This window comes from Burkholderia sp. 8Y, assembly GCF_902506145.1.
GTDB lineage: Bacteria > Pseudomonadota > Gammaproteobacteria > Burkholderiales > Burkholderiaceae > Caballeronia.
In genome coordinates this window covers 1679432-1695901 of record NZ_LR733520.1, presented here as the reverse complement: position 1 = coordinate 1695901, position 16470 = coordinate 1679432, and the positions used below count along the sequence as shown (strand labels likewise).

Here is a 16470-nt window from a genome sequence, read left to right as displayed (position 1 = left end):
ATCGACATCGTATACCTTGCCATGATGGGAAGGTGTAGAGTCGATCAATAGTTTGGAGATAGCTGATGAACATTGGCGAAGCGGCCCGGGCGTCGGGCGTCACCGCGAAGATGATCCGGTACTACGAGAGCGTCGGGCTGCTCAATCCGGTCGGGCGTACGTCGTCCGGCTATCGCGTGTATGGCGAGCACGAAGTGCATGCACTGCGTTTCGTGCGGCAGGCGCGGCGTCTGGGGTTTCTGGTCGACGACATTCGCAAGCTGCTCGCGCTTTGGCGCGACCGAACGCGAGCCAGCGCGGAAGTCAAGGCGATCGCGCTGGAACACGTCGCCGAGCTCGATTGCCGCATCGCAGAGTTGACCGACATGCGCGACACGCTGTCACATCTGGCCAACCATTGTCACGGCGACAGCCGCCCCGATTGCCCGATCCTGGACAAATTGGCGCAGTGACTGCACTGAAATGGTGCGATTCCACGCGCTTACGCCGGGTTTCCGTGTCGAATCAAGAGCCTAACCGCCGTACGATCCGCACCATTCCGAAACGGAATGCACTTCATGCGAGCATTTCACTCATGCATCGTCGATTGCTCCGCTATAATCAGGGTTATCCCTAATGCGGGTTATCCCTGACCCGAACCGCCAGGGACCAGCGAAAATCCTTGGAGAAAATCATGTTTGCAATCCTGCTCGAAAAACTCAGCATCTGGTTTGAAGCCGCCGAACAACGCCGTCGCGAAGAGTACCTCGCGCAGTCGACGGATGTCGTCCAGCTTGAGAAGCGTATCCGTTCGCTCGAGAACAACGGCTACAACATCTGAGGTCTGCGCCAAGCGCATAGCGAAGTGCGCCAGATGTTGAACGAAAAGCCCCGCAACGCGGGGCTTTGTCGTTTCCGCTGCTCTGTTCCGGAGCGACGTCAGTCTTGCGCGGGGTGCTTCGAAAGCCACTGCTTCATGAAAGCGATTTCCCTCTCCTGCGCCGCCACGATGTCCTTCGCGAGTTTGCGCAATTGCGTGTCCTTGCCGTACTTCAACTCCACCTTCGCCATTTCGACCGCGCCTTCATGGTGCGGAATCATGTGCGCGACGAAATCGCGGTCAGCGTTTCCCGTGTACTGAACGCCTGACATGCCCGACATCATCGACTCGTCGGCGGCTTCGAAGGCTGCGTTCGACGGCGCATTTGCGTTGCTGGCGTCGCCGGCCGTGCTGTGTTCCATGTCCATGCCAGGCATGGCGCCATGCGAAGCGGCTGCGGTCTGCGCGAAGCCGCTTGCGCTGAAAGAGACGATGATGAGGGCAACTGGCGCGTACAGCAGCTTCAGTGCTGGAACCATGAAATCTCCGATAGTCGAGCAAGGTTAGGTGTTGGCGCGCCTAGCCTAAAGCTTGCCACCGGGGTAAGGTAAAGTCGTTTCGTCTACCGAATAGAGCGATCGATGCCAAGTCAGAGCCATAAGAGGACGACTACCCGTCTTCCAGCACGTTGCGCACTGCTTGCCGTAGCCCTTTGCTGCGGTAATTTGGCATCCGCCAAACCCGGCGGCGAACCGCTCGTGCTCGATACGCAAACCGGCATTCACAGCGGCGTCGGCGGAACCGTCCTGCAAAGCGCACCGCTCGGAAGCCCGGGCATGGTCCCGATGGCGACGTTGCCCGGATCGCCGCAGCAGGAGCAGCAGCCGATCGTGGTATCGCCCTATGTCGAATACGGCGGGCCGACGGCGACGCCCGCGACAAATAACGGAAGCCCTTCGCGCAGGCACCATGCGACGCATCCTGCTTACGCAAGCCCCAATTAATCCGCGCGCTGCTCCAGCTTGAACGCGGCGCCCGCATCCTCACCGACGGCATCGACAAGATAGGGCAATGCCTGCTTCAACTCGCTCGCCAGCTTATACGGCGGATTAAGAATGAACATGCCGCTGCCGAAGAGGCCGAGGCCGTCCGCAGGCGGCGCCTTGACGGTGAGCGTCGCGTGCAGCCAGCCAGTCGGCTGAATGGCTTTCAACTGATCGGCGAAACGTTGCGATTCCATGCGCGCGACTTGCGGGTACCAGACCGCGTACGTTCCTGTTGCGAACCGTTTCAGCGATTCTTCGAGGCACGCGACCGTGCGCGCATAGTCGCGCTTGTCCTCATAAGACGGATCGATCAGCACGAGCGCGCGGCGCGGCGCCGGGGGAAGAATCGCCTTGATGCCTTCGAAACCGTCGCCGTCGTAGATCATCGCGCGGCGGCCGGCGTCGCGAAAGTTGTGACGCAGCACGTCGATCTCCGTGCTGTGCAGCTCGAAAAGCCGCATGCGATCCTGCTCGCGCATCGCGCGCCACGCCAGATACGGCGAGCCCGGATAGAAGCGCAGCGCGCCGTCCGGATTCAACGCCTTCACTTCATCGACGTAGTCGGCGAGAAGCGGCGGCAAGTCCGTGCGATCCCACAATCGCGCGATGCCCGACTCATATTCCGCGTTCTTTACCGCGAAGCCTTCGGTGAGCGAATACACGCCCGCGCCGGAGTGCGTGTCGATATACCAGTACGGCTTGTCCTTCAACCCGAGATAACGAAGCATCTGAACGACGATGGCGTGCTTCAGCACATCGGCGTGGTTGCCCGCGTGGAAGGCGTGACGGTAACTGAGCATGACGAGTGACCCGCAAAAGACGATGAAAAACGGAAGCGGCCCATTGTAACGGAGCGTGCGTGCGACTCTTTCGCTCGGCCGTTCACTGCGGCGAACCGCTACGTTCATGCACAATAGCCGCTCCCGGCCATGCGCAATAGCTGGCCGAACGGCATAAGCGATCTTCCGAATTTGCGCGATTGTTCCTATGCCGAACGGCCAGCTTGAAGACCGCATGCATCGCGGTTTTAATTCAGTCATCCGACAGGAGGTTGGCATGTCACAGAACGGTAAGCTCGACGGCAAGACGGCAGTGGTCACGGGTGCTGCGAGCGGCATCGGCCGCGCGATTGCGTTCACCCTTGCGGGCGCGGGGGCGGCCGTCGCGATTGCCGACCTGAACCAGTCGGGCGCGGATGCCGTCGCGCAAGAGATTCGCGGGAAGGGCGGCAAGGCCATCGGCATCGCCATGGACGTCACGGATGAAGCGGCCGTCGATGAGGGCATCGACCGTGTCGCGAGCGAGTTCGGCTCAATCGACATCCTCGTCTCGAATGCCGGCATCCAGATCGTCAATCCGATCGAACACTATTCGTACGCGGACTGGAAGAAGATGATGGCCATTCACGTCGACGGCGCCTTTCTCACAACGCGCGCGGCGCTTAAGCACATGTACAGGGACGATCGCGGCGGGGTGGTCATCTATATGGGATCGGTGCATTCGCATGAAGCGTCGCCGCTCAAATCCGCTTACGTGACCGCCAAACACGGCTTGCTGGGCCTCGCGCGCGTGCTCGCCAAGGAAGGCGCGAAGCACAACGTGCGCTCTCACGTCGTCTGTCCGGGTTTCGTACGCACGCCGCTCGTCGACAAGCAGATTCCCGAGCAGGCGAAGGAACTCGGTATCAGCGAAGAAGAAGTGGTGAAGCGCGTCATGCTGGGCGGCACGGTAGATGGCGTGTTCACCACCGTCGAAGACGTCGCGCAGACGGTGCTGTTCCTGTCCGCGTTCGAAACGGCGGCGTTGACGGGACAATCGTTCGTTGTGAGCCACGGCTGGTACATGCAGTAGGGGACCGCGCGCCATGTCAGAAATCGACGATAACGAGGCCGTGCGATCCGAGCGGAGCCACGAAGAAGCGCCGGCTTCGCAGCAGCGCATCGGCTTGCCGCCTTATGAGACCATCGCGCTCCTGCTTCAGGGCGGCGGCGCGCTCGGTGCGTATCAGGCAGGTGTCTATCAAGGGTTGCACGAAGCCGGCATCCACCCGAACTGGATCGCCGGCATCTCGATTGGGGCCCTCAATACCGCGATCATCGCCGGGAATGCGCCGGAACGGCGCGTCGAGCGGCTGCGGGAATTCTGGGAAACCATCTGTCAGCCGGCCTTCGGTTTTCCGTTGCCCGCGTTCGTCGAGCGGGCGTTCTTCGATTCCACCGACCAGATTCGCAAGGCCTTCACTGCGCTGCAGGCGGTCGACGCACTCGTCGAAGGGCAGAAGGGCTTCTTCGTGCCGCGCTTTCCGCCGCCGTCGCCCGTCGCGGCGGGCTCGCCCGAGACGGCAAGTTATTACGACACGACGCCGCTCAAGGCCACGCTCGAACGCCTTTGCGACTTCGACCGCATCAACTCCGGCGAGACACGTGTGTCTGTCGGTGCGGTGAACGTCGCGACCGGCAACTTCGCCTATTTCGACAACACGCGGATGACGCTGCGAGCAGAGCACTTCCTCGCGTCCGGCGCGCTGCCGCCCGGTTTTGCCGCCGTCGAGATCGACGGACAGTTCTACTGGGACGGCGGCCTCATGTCGAATACGCCACTTTACGAGGTCGCGCAGGCCACGCCGCGCCGCGACACGCTCGCTTTCCAGGTCGATCTCTGGAGCGCGCGCGGGCCAGTGCCCGACAGCATCGTCGACGTGATGGGACGCATCAAGGACGTGCAGTATTCGAGCCGCACGCGGCTCGTGACGGACGACATGCAGCGTGCGCAGCGGTATCGCAACCTGCTGAAGCACGTCCTCGAGCTCGTGCCCGAGGAGCTTCGCCGAACCGACGAATGGTGCCGCCGCGCCGCCGAACTCGCCTGCTCGAAGCGTTACAACATCATTCACCTGATTTATCGGCAGAAGGAATACGAGGGCCAGTACAAGGACTATCAGTTCGGCTTCTCGACAATGCAGGAGCATTGGGAAAGCGGGCTCGCCGATATCCGCCGCACGCTCGACCACCGCGACTGGCTCGACATGCCGAACGGCGAAAGCGGGTTTGTCACGCACGACATTCACCGCGAGAAGGGCTAGCCCGGGCGCGTTTGGGCGAGCCTTTGTATAATCCGAGCGCATTTGAACGCGCCGTTCAACCTTCAACTCCCTCGTCCACGGCCCGATGAATTCGATCGCCATCTGCTTCGTCTGTCTCGGCAACATCTGCCGGTCGCCCAGCGCGGAAGCGGTCATGCGCGAGCTCGTCGAGCGGGCGAGACTGGCGGACCGGATCATCATCGATTCGGCGGGCACGGGTGACTGGCACATCGGTCAGCCGCCGGACGAGCGCGCCCAGCGAGTGGCGAAAAGGCGCGGCTACGACCTGTCGACGCTGCGCGGCCGTCAGGTCGCCGCGGCAGACTTCGCCCGCTTCGATCTGTTCATCGTCATGGACGACGCCAACGCAGCTGCGCTCGCGTCGGTCTGTCCGCCGGAGTATCGGGACAAGATCCGGCTCCTGATGGAATTCGCGACGCGGGACGACAGCCGCGTGGTGGTCGACCCGTACTTCGGCGGCGACGAAGGTTTCGAGCGCGTGCTGGACCAGTGCGAAGACGCCTGTCAAGGCTTGCTCGAGACGCTCCGCGCGCAGTTGTGGCCGTAGGGCAGCAAGGCGCTGCTGGCAGGCGAAAAGATCGATTAAATCGTTACATATTCCGCCCGGATACTTGACTAAAACTGTGGGATATTTATACTTGATCAAAACCATCGAGTATTAGCGTTAGCCCCCAACTATGAGACTCACCACGAAAGGCCGTTTCGCCGTCACGGCGATGATCGACCTGGCGCTACGCCAGGAGCAGGGCCCGGTGACGCTGGCAGGCATCAGTCAGCGCCAGCGCATCTCGCTTTCCTATCTCGAACAACTGTTCGGCAAGCTGCGTCGTCATGAGATCGTCGAATCGGTGCGCGGGCCGGGCGGCGGGTACAACCTCGCGCGCCGGGCGGAGAACGTCACGGTCGCGGACATCATCATCGCGGTGGACGAGCCGATCGACGCCACGCAGTGCGGCGGCAAAGGCACCTGCGAAGGCACGAAGCAGCACGACGGCCACTGCATGACGCACGAACTCTGGGCGACGCTCAACCAGAAGATGGTCGAGTACCTCGATTCTGTCTCGCTGAAGGATCTGGTCGACCAGCAGCGCGCCCGCGAAGGTTCCGCAGCGGTGCTGCGCGACCGGCGCGCGGAACCGGCGGGCGTCGAGGCGGCGCGCGTGGTGCCCAAGGGTCCGAATTCCATTTTCAATCTGGCTGGCTGACGCGTCCTGCCGCGCCTCGATCCGCAGAACGTACTGCGACGCGGCGCTAGCGACCCAGCCAAGCGATTTGACCGATTTTCCCGGAGCGACTGATGAACAACGATATCCCCCACCTGCCCATTTACATGGACTACAGCGCGACGACGCCGATCGATCCGCGCGTGGTGGACAAGATGATCCCGTATCTTCGCGAGCAGTTCGGTAATCCGGCGTCGCGCAGCCACCAGTACGGCTGGGATGCGGAGCGCGCGGTCGAGGAAGCGCGCGAGCAGGTCGCGGCGCTGGTGAATGCCGATCCGCGCGAAATCATCTGGACGTCGGGCGCAACCGAATCGGACAACCTCGCCATCAAGGGCGCGGCGCACTTCTACAAGAGTAAGGGCAAGCACATCATCACGGTGAAGACCGAGCACAAGGCCGTGCTCGACACTTGCCGCGAACTCGAGCGCGAAGGCTACGAAGTCACGTATCTGGACGTGAAGGAAGACGGCCTGATCGACCTCGACAAGTTCAAGGCGGCGATTCGCCCCGACACGATCCTCGTTTCCGTGATGAGCGTGAACAACGAGATCGGCGTCATTCAGGACATCGAGGCGATCGGCGAGATCACGCGCGAGAAGGGCATCATTTTTCACGTCGACGCGGCGCAGGCCACCGGCAAGATCACGATCGATCTGCAGAAGCTGAAGGTCGATCTCATGTCGTTCTCGGCGCACAAGACGTACGGTCCGAAGGGCATCGGCGCGTTGTATGTCCGTCGCAAGCCGCGCGTGCGCATCGAAGCGCAAATGCACGGCGGCGGCCACGAGCGCGGCATGCGCTCGGGCACGCTCGCGACGCATCAGATCGTCGGCATGGGCGAGGCGTTTCGCATCGCGCGCGAAGAAATGGCGACCGAAAACGAACGCATCCGCATGCTGCGCGACCGGCTGCTGCGCGGCCTGCAGGAAATCGAGGAGGTGTACGTCAACGGCGACATGGAACGCCGCGTGCCGCACAACCTCAACATCAGCTTCAATTTCGTCGAAGGCGAGTCGCTGATCATGGCGGTGAAGGATGTCGCGGTGTCGTCGGGTTCGGCGTGCACGTCGGCGTCGCTGGAGCCGTCGTATGTGCTGCGTGCCCTCGGCCGCAACGACGAACTGGCGCACAGTTCGATCCGCTTCACCGTCGGCCGCTTCACGACCGAGCAGGACGTCGATTACGTCGTCAACCTGCTGAAGCACAAAATTGCGAAACTGCGCGATCTGTCGCCGCTCTGGGAAATGCACAAGGACGGCATCGACATTTCGAGCATCCAGTGGGCGGCGCACTGAACGACGCACTGCTTCCACGCGAAACGAACACACGGAGAGTTTGAATCATGGCTTATAGCGACAAGGTTCTGGACCACTACGAAAACCCGCGCAATGTCGGCTCGTTCGCGAAGGACGACGACGCTGTCGGCACCGGCATGGTCGGCGCGCCCGCATGCGGCGACGTGATGAAGCTGCAGATTCGCGTGGGCGCGGACGGCGTCATCGAAGATGCGAAGTTCAAGACGTACGGCTGCGGTTCGGCTATCGCGTCGAGCTCGCTCGTCACCGAATGGGTGAAGGGCCGCACGCTCGACGAGGCGCTGACGATCAAGAACACGCAGATCGCCGAAGAACTGGCATTGCCGCCGGTGAAAATCCACTGCTCGATTCTCGCGGAAGACGCGATCAAGGCAGCGGTCGCCGATTACAAGCAGCGTCACGGCGCTGCTGCGCCGCAAGCGGAAGACGCTCAGGCAAAGCAGCAGGCGGCATAAGGTTGGCACACGTAAGTGGCAGCGAAAGGCCGTAGCGGCGCCGCATGAAAAGCGGCGCGGCTACGGGGAGCACGATTTGAGCGCGAGAGACGCGACGACTATGGCAATCACGTTGACGGAGAAGGCAGCACAACACGTGCATAAGTATTTGACGCGGCGCGGGAAGGGTGTCGGCCTGCGTCTGGGCGTTCGCACGACCGGCTGCTCGGGTCTGGCTTACAAGCTCGAATATGTCGACGAACTGGCGCCCGAAGACATGGTGTTCGAATCGGCGGGCGTCAAGATCATCATCGATCCGAAGAGCCTCGCGTATCTTGACGGCACGGAACTCGATTTCGCGCGCGAAGGGCTGAACGAGGGTTTTCGCTTCAACAACCCGAACGCGAAAGACGAATGCGGCTGCGGCGAATCGTTCCGCGTATGACGCGCGTGACGCCGGCGGTTTCGGCAAAAGAGGCGGCGCGGGCCGCCTTTTTCATTCGCGCATCCTGAACTCACTGACAACGTCATGGCCACGCTCACCGACAGCCACTTCGATCTCTTCGGCCTGCCGCCGACTTTCGCGGTCGATCCCGATCGGCTCGACGACGCCTACCGCACCGTGCAGGCGCAAGTGCATCCCGACCGCTTCGCCGCCGCCGGCGACGCGCAGCGCCGACTCGCGATGCAATGGGCCACGCGCGCGAACGAGGCGTATCAGACGCTGCGCGATCCGTTAAAGCGCGCGCGCTATATGCTCTCGCTGCGCGGCATCGACGTGGGCGCCGAGAACAATACGGCGATGGAGCCGGCGTTTCTCATGCAGCAGATGGAATGGCGCGAGAATATCGAAGATGCCGCCGCGGCCAGGAACGTCGGTGCGCTCGAGACGCTCCTCGACGCGTTGCGCGACGAAGAGCGCGTGCGCTTCTCGAAACTCGCGGCGCTCATCGACAGCAACGCGGATCAGGCGGCGGGCGAAGCGGTGCGTCAATTGATGTTCATCGAACGCGTCGCGCACGAGATCGGCGTGCAGATCGAGCGGCTCGAAAGCGCCTGACCGCGAGCGCATGACCAGCAAGCATAGGCCAAGCGCGCCGCACACAACCCCATAAGACCAACGATGGCTTTACTGCAAATCTCAGAACCCGGCATGGCGCCCGCGCCGCATCAGCGGCGCGTGGCGGTCGGCATCGACCTCGGCACCACGAACTCGCTCGTGGCCGCCGTGCGCAACAGCGTGCCCGAAGCGTTGCCCGATGAAGACGGCCACGTGCTCCTGCCGTCCGTCGTGCGCTATCTGGAAAAGGGCGGCCGGCGTATCGGCCGTATCGCGAAAGAAGAAGCGGCGACGGACCCGCGCAACACGATCGTCTCGGCGAAGCGGTTCATGGGCCGCGGCAAGAGCGAAGTCGAAGGCGCCGAAAACGCGCCGTACGATTTCGTCGATGCGCCCGGCATGGTGCAGATTCGCACGGTCGACGGCGTGAAGAGTCCCGTCGAAGTGTCGGCGGAAATCCTCGCGACGCTGCGTTACCGTGCCGAAGACACGCTCGGCGAAGATCTCGTCGGCGCGGTCATCACGGTTCCCGCTTATTTCGACGAAGCGCAGCGTCAGGCCACCAAGGACGCGGCGAAGCTCGCCGGCCTCAATGTGCTGCGCCTGCTCAACGAGCCGACGGCCGCGGCCATCGCCTACGGGCTCGACAACGCCTCCGAAGGGCTGTACGCGGTCTACGATCTCGGCGGCGGCACCTTCGATCTCTCCATTCTCAAGCTGACGAAGGGCGTGTTCGAAGTGCTTGCGGCAGGCGGCGATTCCGCGCTCGGCGGCGACGACTTCGACCACGCGCTGTATCGCCATGTGCTGAGCTCGGCCGGCGTTCAGCCGCGAACGCCGGAAGACGTGCGGCTCTTGCTCGATCGCGTGCGCAGGGCGAAAGAGGCGCTGTCGTCCGCGAGCGAAACGCGCGTGCGGGCGAGCTTGTCCACGGGCGAAGCAATCGATGTTTCCGTGAGCGAAGCGCAGTTCGCCGCGCTCGCCGAATCGCTCGTCGCGCGCACGCTCGGGCCGACGAAGAAGGCGCTGCGCGACGCGAAGGTGACGCCCGCCGATATCAAGGGCGTCGTGCTGGTCGGCGGCGCGACGCGCATGCCGGTGATCCGCCGCGCGGTCGAAACGTTTTTCGGCCAGCCGCCGCTCGTCAATCTCGATCCGGATCAGGTCGTCGCGCTGGGCGCGGCGATTCAGGCGGACTTGCTCGCCGGCAACCGGCGCGGCGAGGGCGACGACTGGCTGCTGCTCGACGTGATTCCGCTGTCGCTCGGCGTCGAAACGATGGGCGGTCTCACCGAAAAGATCATCCCGCGCAATTCGACCATTCCGACCGCCCGCGCGCAGGATTTCACCACGTTCAAGGACGGCCAGACCGCGATGGCGATCCACGTCGTGCAAGGCGAGCGCGAGCTCGTTGCCGACTGCCGTTCGCTCGCGCGTTTCGAGCTGCGCGGCATTCCGCCGATGGCAGCGGGCGCGGCGCGCATCCGCGTCACGTATCAGGTGGACGCGGACGGCCTGCTGTCGGTCTTTGCGCGCGAGCAGACATCGGGCGTGGAGGCATCGGTGGTCGTGAAGCCGTCCTACGGTCTCGCCGATGACGACGTCGCCCGCATGCTCGAAGAAAGCTTCAAGACCGCCGAGACCGACATGCGCGCCCGCGCGCTGCGCGAGGCGCTCGTCGAAGCGCAACGCCTGATCGAGGCGACGCAGGCCGCGCTCGCCGCCGACGGCGAATTGCTCGACGACGCCGAACGCGCGCAGATCGAAACGCTCATGGCAGAACTGGCAAAGGTGGCGCAGGGCGAATCCGTCGAGCAGATCGACGACGCGACGAAGGCGCTCGCCGCCGCCACCGACGAATTCGCCGCGCGCCGAATGAACAAGAGCATTCGCCGCGCGCTCGCGGGGCGCAAGCTCGACGACGTCTGATCCACTCAAGCATTCACGGAAAACCATGCCTCAAATCGTTGTGCTGCCTCATGTCGAACTTTGTCCGGACGGCGCGGTGATCGACGCCGATGTCGGCAAGAGCATCTGCGACAACCTGCTGGAACACGGTATCGAGATCGAGCACGCGTGCGAGAAGTCGTGCGCGTGCACGACCTGTCACGTCATTGTCCGCGAGGGCTTCAACGCCCTCGAACCGTCCGGGGAAGACGAAGACGATCTGCTCGACAAAGCCTGGGGTCTCGAGCCGACATCGCGGTTATCATGTCAGGCGATGATGCCCGCCGAGGACGATCTCGTCGTCGAGATTCCCCGGTACTCCATCAATCACGCCAAAGAAAATCATTGACAGGAGGCTCGCCCATGAAGTGGACAGATACTCAGGAGATCGCGATGGCCTTGACCGACGCGCATCAGGATATCGATCCCCAATATGTGCGTTTCACGGACCTGCATCGCTGGGTGACCGAACTGGAAGGTTTCGACGACGACCCGCAAAAATCCAACGAAAAGATTCTCGAAGCCATTCAGGCGGCGTGGATCGAGGACGCGGACTACTGAGTTCGCCTCTTCACTGATCTCAAAAAACGGCGGCGCTCGCGAAGAGCGCCGCCGTTTTCGTTTGCGCGCCTGGCGTCGCGTCGAATCTTGACAGAACTTGACGCGGCGCGCGTTGTTCCGCGCCCATCGGCCCCTTAAAATCGCGCCTCTGCGTGCTGGCAAGCAGTGTCAGCCGCCATCCATAACGTCCGGACGCCGACGCTGCTCGCGCGTCGATGCTTGGCATTGCAAACGAAATTTACGATTCCCGCGCCGCGACTGCGCGCGGTCGTCGGTGCCTGCGCGCGTCCAAAGGCGTTCATTCGAGGAGAAGTACATGGGGAAACTCGGCCTGTCGCGTCGCGGTTTTCTGAAGGCGGGGGCGCTCGCGGGCGTGTCCGTGTTCATCGCGCCTCTGGGCAGCCGCGCGTTCGCCGCACTGTTCGAAGAGAAGATCCTGACGCCGGTTCAATGGCATGCGGCGAGCGGCTATCCCAAGTTCCGCATCGACGGCATCGCGAAGGTGACGGGCGCGAAAGTCTTCGCGCGCGACATCCGCGCGAAGGACATCCCGCATTGGCCGCAGCAGCAGTCGCATGCGCTGATTCTGCGCACGACGCTCGCGGATCGCCTCTACGAAGGCATCGATCTTTCCTCGCTCGACGGCGGCCTCGCGCCGGATCGCGTCGTGACGGCGGACGATCTCGCGCGCGACAAGCTCGCGTTCCCCGCTTTCTACGGCGACGACATGCTGCTGCCCGCCGGCAAGACGCCCGCGTATCTGGGGCAGGCGGTCGCCATGCTGATCTATCACGATTTCGCGCGCTTCCGTCTCGCGAAGGACAAGCTGCAATTCCGCGACGGCGTCGTCCGCTATGGCGCGACGACCGGTTTCATCGAGCGCGATCCGTGGGCGTCGTTCCGTTTCGTGCGCGTGGGCGGCAAGACGCCGTACGACGACGACACCTTCTCCAGCCTGAAGGACTCGCCGCTTTTTCCGCACATGATGAAAAAGCGCGAGCCCGTCTGGGCCGACGCCCACGAACACGGCAAGCTCGACGAGCAGGGCATGTTCCACGCGCAAGCCATCGGGAACGCGCTGGATCATCCGCCGGAGCAATGGCTCGTCGTGGATCGCGAATACAAGACGCAATCGGTCGATACCGCCGCGCTCGAGCCCGACAACGCGAACTGCTGGTACGACGCGGCCACGCAGTCGCTGCACATGGTCGTGCCGACGCAAGGGCCGTATGAAGTCGCGCAGAGCGCGCTGGAAATGGCGGCGAAGTCGCGCTTCACGGTGAAGAACCTGTTCCTGCATCCGTGCTACACGGTCGGCTACGGCTCGAAGGATCACTTCAACGTGCCGTTCTACGGCCTCGTCGCCGCGATGTACGGCGAGGGGCGCCCGGTGCGCCTCGCGTTCGACCGCTTCGAACAGTTTCAAAGCTCGCTGAAGCGTCACGCGTTCGACATGCGCTACCGCATGGCGGTCGACCGGAAGACCGGGAAGATTCAGGCGTTCAAAGGCGATTTCATCGCGAACGGCGGCGGGCGCTGCAATTTCTCGCCGTCGGTGGCGATGGTCGGCGCGACGGCCGCGCAGTCCATCTACTACATCCCGCAGAGCGACCTGACCGCGGTCGCCATCGCCTCGCGTGCGGTCGATGCCGGCTCGGCGCGCGGCTACGGCACGCTGCAAAGCATGGCGGCGACCGAAATGATGATCGACGACATCGCCGCGCAGCTTGGCACCGATCCGATCGACCTGCGTCTCGCGAACGTGATGCGCACCGGCATGAAGAACACGCAGGGCGCGATTCCCGCAGGCGCGGTGCGCGCGGAAGAAGTGCTGCTTCAGGCGAAGGCGCATCCGCTCTGGACCGGACGCGCGCAACGCAAGACCGACTACGAAGCCGCGCATCCGGGCATGCGCTACGGCGTCGGCTTCGCGTGCGTGCAGAAAGACTTCGGCACCGGCGCGGAGAGCGCGTTCGCCAAGGTCGAATTCAGCGCGGACGGGCGCATTGCGCTGTCGCATTCGGGCGCGGAGATCGGCACGGGAGCGTCGACGGCGCAGGCGCTCGTCGTCGCGAAGTGGCTCGGCAAGCCCGCCGCCGAGGTTCACATGGCGGTCACCGACTGGGCAGATCTGCCTGTCGTCACGAGCGGCGATCCCTACCTCATGTCGCAGGCCGAGCAGGATCGATTGAGCGCGAATCCGCGCTGGTCGCCCGCGTACATGTCACCTTCGAGCGCGACGAATTCCGCCTATTACTTCTCGCATGCGACGCGCGAAGCGGCGCGCGTGCTGTTCCGCCACGGCCTCTGGCCCGCCGCGATGGCGATCTGGACGCAAGGCATCGGCGGCGGTCAGGCGACCTCGTTCGTCGTGCGCATGGAAGACGCGCGCTGGACGGACGGCAAGCTGTCCGCCGACGGCCTCGAACCCATTGCCTTCGACGTCCTCGCCAGGAAGGCGCACGAGCTCCGGCTTGCGACCGGCGCGGTCGTGCACACGTTCAACCGCTGGCAGTGGAGCGAGGCGCAGTTCGATATCGCCGGCACCGCCGATCAGTTGCCGCTCGACGGCTTGTCGGTGCGCTTCGGCAGCGATGCGACGCAAAGCGCCGGCAGAAAGACGCCGAACGGCTACGTCGTGCTCAACCGCAAACGCGTGATGATTCCGCCTGTTCAGCGCAACAACGCGACGGTCACGTACTACAGCGCGGTCGGCACGCTCGTCGAACTCGCCGTGAACGAGGCGAGCGGAAAGGTCGAACTGCTGTCGCATCACTCGATCATGGAGTGCGGCAACACAATCGCGCCGCAGCTCGTCTCGGGGCAGTTGCAGGGCGGTCTTGCGATGGGCATCGGGCACGCGCTGCACGAATATCTGCCGCTCTACGAGGACGGTCCCGGCAACGGCACGTGGAACTTCAACCGCTATCGGCTGCCGCTCGCGAGCGACGTCGCAGTGTGGAAGCAGACGGGCGACGTGCTGCCGCCGCTCAGTGAAACGGATCCGCCGAAGGGCATCGCCGAAGTGGTGATGATTCCGGTGGTCGGCGCCATCGTCAACGCGATCGCGCACGCGATCGGCCATCGCTTCACCGATCTGCCGGTGACGCCGCAAAACATTCAGGAGGTGCTCGCATGACGGCCATCCCATCCGCCGCGGGCGTCGAGATGCGCTCGCTTTCAATGACGATCAACGGCAACAAGCTCGGCCCGATGCCGGTGCCGTCCGGCTTGCCGATGATCGACTTTCTCCACGAATACGCCGGTCTCACGGGCTCGCGGCTCGGCTGCGGTCAGGGCGTGTGCCATGCGTGCGTCGTGATCGTCGATCGCGCGGACGGCACGAGCGAGGAAGTCCGCACGTGCATCAACGGCGCGCATTTCTTCGACGGCAAGACGGTGCGGACCATCGAAGGGCACGCGAAGCGCAACGAACACGGCGACGTGGTCGAACTCTCGCCCGTGCAGCAGCAATTCCTCGACCATTTCAGCTTCCAGTGCGGCTATTGCACGCCGGGCTTCGTGAACGCGACAACGGTGTTGCTGGAGCGGCTCAAGCGCGAGCCGATCACGAAGGACCAGGTCGAAGCGACGATCATGGCCGCGCTCAACGACCATATCTGCCGCTGCACCGGCTACGTGCGCTACTACGAAGCCGTGAAGGACCTCGTGCTTGCCACGCCCGGACTTGTGAAGGACGCCGCATGATGAAATCGATCATGACGCGCACTGTGCGCCGCTCGTTCATGCGCGCGGTTCCATTCGCGCTTGCCGCGCTCGCGCTGTCCGCATGCCACAGCAATCGCGATACGGCGCAGCAGGCCGCGGCTTCGCCGGAAGCCGTCGCGCGCGGACGCTATCTCGCCCAGGCCGCAGACTGCGCTGCGTGCCACACGGCCACGGGCGGCGCGCCGTTCGCGGGCGGCGTGAAGCTGGATTCCCAGTTCGGAACGTTCTATGGCAGCAACATCACGCCCGATCCGAAGTACGGCATCGGCAAGTGGAACGCCGACGAGTTCTACCGTGCGCTCCACGACGGTCAGGCGCCCAACGGCAAGCTATATCCCGCGATGCCGTACACGTCGTACCGGCAGATGTCGCGCGAAGACAGCGACGCCATCTATGCCTACCTGATGGCGCAAAAGCCCGCAGCCGTGCCGAATGTGGAAGCGAGTCTGCGCTTCCCGTACAACGTGCGCTTCGCGGTGCGGTTCTGGGACATGCTGTTCCTGAACGACGCGCTGCCCGACGCGTCCACGGGCCAATCGGCCGACTGGACGCGCGGCCGTTATCTCGCCAACGCGCTCGGGCACTGCGCGGAATGCCACACGCCGCGCGGCGCGTTCGGTCAGCTTCAGAGCGCGAAGACGCTGCAAGGCGGGGCGCTCGGGCGCATCGGTGCGCCGGACATCACGCCGGCTGCGCTGGCGGCGCGCGGCTGGACCGGCGCGGACTTGCAGGCGTACTTCTCGACGGGCGTCGCCCGGCAGGGTTCGGCCTTCGGCGAGATGCATCCGGTCGTGTATCTCAGCACGCAGCATCTGAACCGCGATGACGTGCGCGCGCTCGCGACCTATCTGCTTGGCGACGCACCGCCCGCACCGGTGCCGGTCACGGTGCAATCCGGCGATGCGCAGCAACTCGCGGCCGGCCGCAATCTGTATCTCGATTCATGCGCGGGCTGTCACGGACGCGAGGGCGAGGGCAAGCCGCACGTCGCGGTCGCGATGAAGGACAATTCGACGCTGCGTCAGGGCGATGCGCGCAATCTGATCGTGTCGATGCTCGACGGCATTGAAGCGCAGCCGTTCAAGGGCGTCGAAAGCATGCAGCCGATGCCGGCCTTCGCCGCGACCTACAGCGACGAGCAGATTGCGCAATTGACGAACTATCTGCGCGTGACGTGGGGCGGCCAGCCGGGCGATATCACCGCCGATAACGTCAAGTCGCTGCGCTGAGGATCGAAGGCCACGCATCG

Annotated in this window: 19 protein-coding genes; 17 read left to right on the top strand and 2 right to left on the bottom strand. The window is 63.8% G+C overall.

Annotated features, from left to right (window positions below; genetic code table 11):
* Window positions 1-65 precede the first annotated feature (65 nt).
* Window positions 66-452, top strand: coding sequence for a Cu(I)-responsive transcriptional regulator (cueR, locus tag GV035_RS18465; RefSeq protein ID WP_159836436.1), 387 nt, complete (start codon window positions 66-68; stop codon window positions 450-452).
* A gap of 221 nt (window positions 453-673) precedes the next feature.
* On the top strand, window positions 674-820 hold the full coding sequence (locus tag GV035_RS18460; RefSeq protein WP_159836435.1) for a DUF3563 family protein: 147 nt from the start codon (window positions 674-676) through the stop codon (window positions 818-820).
* A gap of 98 nt (window positions 821-918) precedes the next feature.
* On the opposite strand, the gene copM is transcribed toward GV035_RS18460, so the two are convergent.
* Window positions 919-1338: a CopM family metallochaperone gene (gene copM, locus GV035_RS18455; RefSeq protein WP_201303997.1), complete on the bottom strand. Its 420-nt coding sequence runs from the start codon at window positions 1336-1338 to the stop codon at window positions 919-921.
* A 186-nt stretch (window positions 1339-1524) separates the two neighbouring features.
* Between copM and GV035_RS18450 the strand changes: the two genes are divergently transcribed.
* Window positions 1525-1803: a hypothetical protein gene (locus GV035_RS18450; protein WP_236572656.1), complete on the top strand. Its 279-nt coding sequence runs from the start codon at window positions 1525-1527 to the stop codon at window positions 1801-1803.
* Here the strand turns inward: GV035_RS18450 and GV035_RS18445 are convergent.
* Window positions 1800-2645, bottom strand: coding sequence for a 23S rRNA (adenine(2030)-N(6))-methyltransferase RlmJ (locus GV035_RS18445; RefSeq protein WP_159836434.1), 846 nt, complete (start codon window positions 2643-2645; stop codon window positions 1800-1802). The genes GV035_RS18450 and GV035_RS18445 overlap by 4 nt on opposite strands.
* 256 nt (window positions 2646-2901) lie before the next feature.
* Here GV035_RS18445 and GV035_RS18440 point away from each other — a divergent pair, with 256 nt between their 5' ends.
* The 14 genes from GV035_RS18440 to GV035_RS18375 all read left to right on the top strand — a co-directional run bounded on the left by GV035_RS18440 (window position 2902) and on the right by GV035_RS18375 (window position 16450).
* On the top strand, window positions 2902-3696 hold the full coding sequence (locus tag GV035_RS18440; protein WP_159836433.1) for a 3-hydroxybutyrate dehydrogenase: 795 nt from the start codon (window positions 2902-2904) through the stop codon (window positions 3694-3696).
* A 13-nt stretch (window positions 3697-3709) separates the two neighbouring features.
* Window positions 3710-4927: a patatin-like phospholipase family protein gene (locus GV035_RS18435; RefSeq protein WP_159836432.1), complete on the top strand. Its 1218-nt coding sequence runs from the start codon at window positions 3710-3712 to the stop codon at window positions 4925-4927.
* Between the two features lie 85 nt (window positions 4928-5012).
* Complete coding sequence (locus tag GV035_RS18430) at window positions 5013-5495, top strand: low molecular weight protein-tyrosine-phosphatase (RefSeq protein WP_159836431.1); 483 nt, start codon at window positions 5013-5015, stop codon at window positions 5493-5495.
* A gap of 130 nt (window positions 5496-5625) precedes the next feature.
* On the top strand, window positions 5626-6153 hold the full coding sequence (iscR, locus tag GV035_RS18425) for a Fe-S cluster assembly transcriptional regulator IscR (protein ID WP_040050918.1): 528 nt from the start codon (window positions 5626-5628) through the stop codon (window positions 6151-6153).
* Between the two features lie 92 nt (window positions 6154-6245).
* Window positions 6246-7469, top strand: coding sequence for an IscS subfamily cysteine desulfurase (locus GV035_RS18420; protein WP_159836430.1), 1224 nt, complete (start codon window positions 6246-6248; stop codon window positions 7467-7469).
* Between the two features lie 47 nt (window positions 7470-7516).
* On the top strand, window positions 7517-7945 hold the full coding sequence (iscU, locus tag GV035_RS18415; RefSeq protein ID WP_159836429.1) for a Fe-S cluster assembly scaffold IscU: 429 nt from the start codon (window positions 7517-7519) through the stop codon (window positions 7943-7945).
* A gap of 100 nt (window positions 7946-8045) precedes the next feature.
* Window positions 8046-8369 carry an iron-sulfur cluster assembly protein IscA gene (gene iscA / locus GV035_RS18410; RefSeq protein ID WP_159836428.1) on the top strand — a complete coding sequence of 108 codons (324 nt, stop codon included), beginning with the start codon at window positions 8046-8048 and terminating at the stop codon, window positions 8367-8369.
* A gap of 84 nt (window positions 8370-8453) precedes the next feature.
* Window positions 8454-8984, top strand: coding sequence for a Fe-S protein assembly co-chaperone HscB (hscB, locus tag GV035_RS18405; RefSeq protein WP_159836427.1), 531 nt, complete (start codon window positions 8454-8456; stop codon window positions 8982-8984).
* Between the two features lie 63 nt (window positions 8985-9047).
* Window positions 9048-10913 (top strand): Fe-S protein assembly chaperone HscA, encoded by a 1866-nt coding sequence (hscA, locus tag GV035_RS18400; RefSeq protein WP_159836426.1) that lies wholly within the window; start codon window positions 9048-9050, stop codon window positions 10911-10913.
* A 25-nt stretch (window positions 10914-10938) separates the two neighbouring features.
* The gene (gene fdx, locus GV035_RS18395) at window positions 10939-11280 is read left to right on the top strand and encodes an ISC system 2Fe-2S type ferredoxin (protein ID WP_159836425.1); all 342 of its coding nucleotides are present in this window, start codon (window positions 10939-10941) and stop codon (window positions 11278-11280) included.
* 14 nt (window positions 11281-11294) lie between these two features.
* Complete coding sequence (gene iscX / locus GV035_RS18390) at window positions 11295-11492, top strand: Fe-S cluster assembly protein IscX (RefSeq protein WP_159836424.1); 198 nt, start codon at window positions 11295-11297, stop codon at window positions 11490-11492.
* A gap of 316 nt (window positions 11493-11808) precedes the next feature.
* Entirely contained in the window at window positions 11809-14631 is a 2823-nt protein-coding gene (locus GV035_RS18385) for a xanthine dehydrogenase family protein molybdopterin-binding subunit (RefSeq protein ID WP_159836423.1), read from the top strand.
* Window positions 14628-15200: a (2Fe-2S)-binding protein gene (locus tag GV035_RS18380; protein WP_159836422.1), complete on the top strand. Its 573-nt coding sequence runs from the start codon at window positions 14628-14630 to the stop codon at window positions 15198-15200. Before GV035_RS18385 ends, GV035_RS18380 begins: the two co-directional genes overlap by 4 nt.
* Window positions 15197-16450, top strand: a complete 1254-nt coding sequence (locus tag GV035_RS18375; RefSeq protein ID WP_159836421.1) for a c-type cytochrome — start codon at window positions 15197-15199, stop codon at window positions 16448-16450. Before GV035_RS18380 ends, GV035_RS18375 begins: the two co-directional genes overlap by 4 nt.
* Window positions 16451-16470: the final 20 nt, after the last annotated feature.

Coding starts and splice junctions, on each gene's coding strand:
- iscX (WP_159836424.1), top strand. CDS start 11,295: ATGAAGTGGACAGATACTCAGGAGATCGCGATGGCCTTGACCGACGCG.
- cueR (WP_159836436.1), top strand. CDS start 66: ATGAACATTGGCGAAGCGGCCCGGGCGTCGGGCGTCACCGCGAAGATG.
- GV035_RS18460 (WP_159836435.1), top strand. CDS start 674: ATGTTTGCAATCCTGCTCGAAAAACTCAGCATCTGGTTTGAAGCCGCC.
- iscA (WP_159836428.1), top strand. CDS start 8,046: ATGGCAATCACGTTGACGGAGAAGGCAGCACAACACGTGCATAAGTAT.
- fdx (WP_159836425.1), top strand. CDS start 10,939: ATGCCTCAAATCGTTGTGCTGCCTCATGTCGAACTTTGTCCGGACGGC.
- GV035_RS18375 (WP_159836421.1), top strand. CDS start 15,197: ATGATGAAATCGATCATGACGCGCACTGTGCGCCGCTCGTTCATGCGC.
- GV035_RS18380 (WP_159836422.1), top strand. CDS start 14,628: ATGACGGCCATCCCATCCGCCGCGGGCGTCGAGATGCGCTCGCTTTCA.
- iscR (WP_040050918.1), top strand. CDS start 5,626: ATGAGACTCACCACGAAAGGCCGTTTCGCCGTCACGGCGATGATCGAC.
- GV035_RS18435 (WP_159836432.1), top strand. CDS start 3,710: ATGTCAGAAATCGACGATAACGAGGCCGTGCGATCCGAGCGGAGCCAC.
- hscA (WP_159836426.1), top strand. CDS start 9,048: ATGGCTTTACTGCAAATCTCAGAACCCGGCATGGCGCCCGCGCCGCAT.
- iscU (WP_159836429.1), top strand. CDS start 7,517: ATGGCTTATAGCGACAAGGTTCTGGACCACTACGAAAACCCGCGCAAT.
- GV035_RS18440 (WP_159836433.1), top strand. CDS start 2,902: ATGTCACAGAACGGTAAGCTCGACGGCAAGACGGCAGTGGTCACGGGT.
- GV035_RS18430 (WP_159836431.1), top strand. CDS start 5,013: ATGAATTCGATCGCCATCTGCTTCGTCTGTCTCGGCAACATCTGCCGG.
- GV035_RS18445 (WP_159836434.1), bottom strand. CDS start 2,645: ATGCTCAGTTACCGTCACGCCTTCCACGCGGGCAACCACGCCGATGTG.
- copM (WP_201303997.1), bottom strand. CDS start 1,338: ATGGTTCCAGCACTGAAGCTGCTGTACGCGCCAGTTGCCCTCATCATC.
- GV035_RS18420 (WP_159836430.1), top strand. CDS start 6,246: ATGAACAACGATATCCCCCACCTGCCCATTTACATGGACTACAGCGCG.
- GV035_RS18385 (WP_159836423.1), top strand. CDS start 11,809: ATGGGGAAACTCGGCCTGTCGCGTCGCGGTTTTCTGAAGGCGGGGGCG.
- hscB (WP_159836427.1), top strand. CDS start 8,454: ATGGCCACGCTCACCGACAGCCACTTCGATCTCTTCGGCCTGCCGCCG.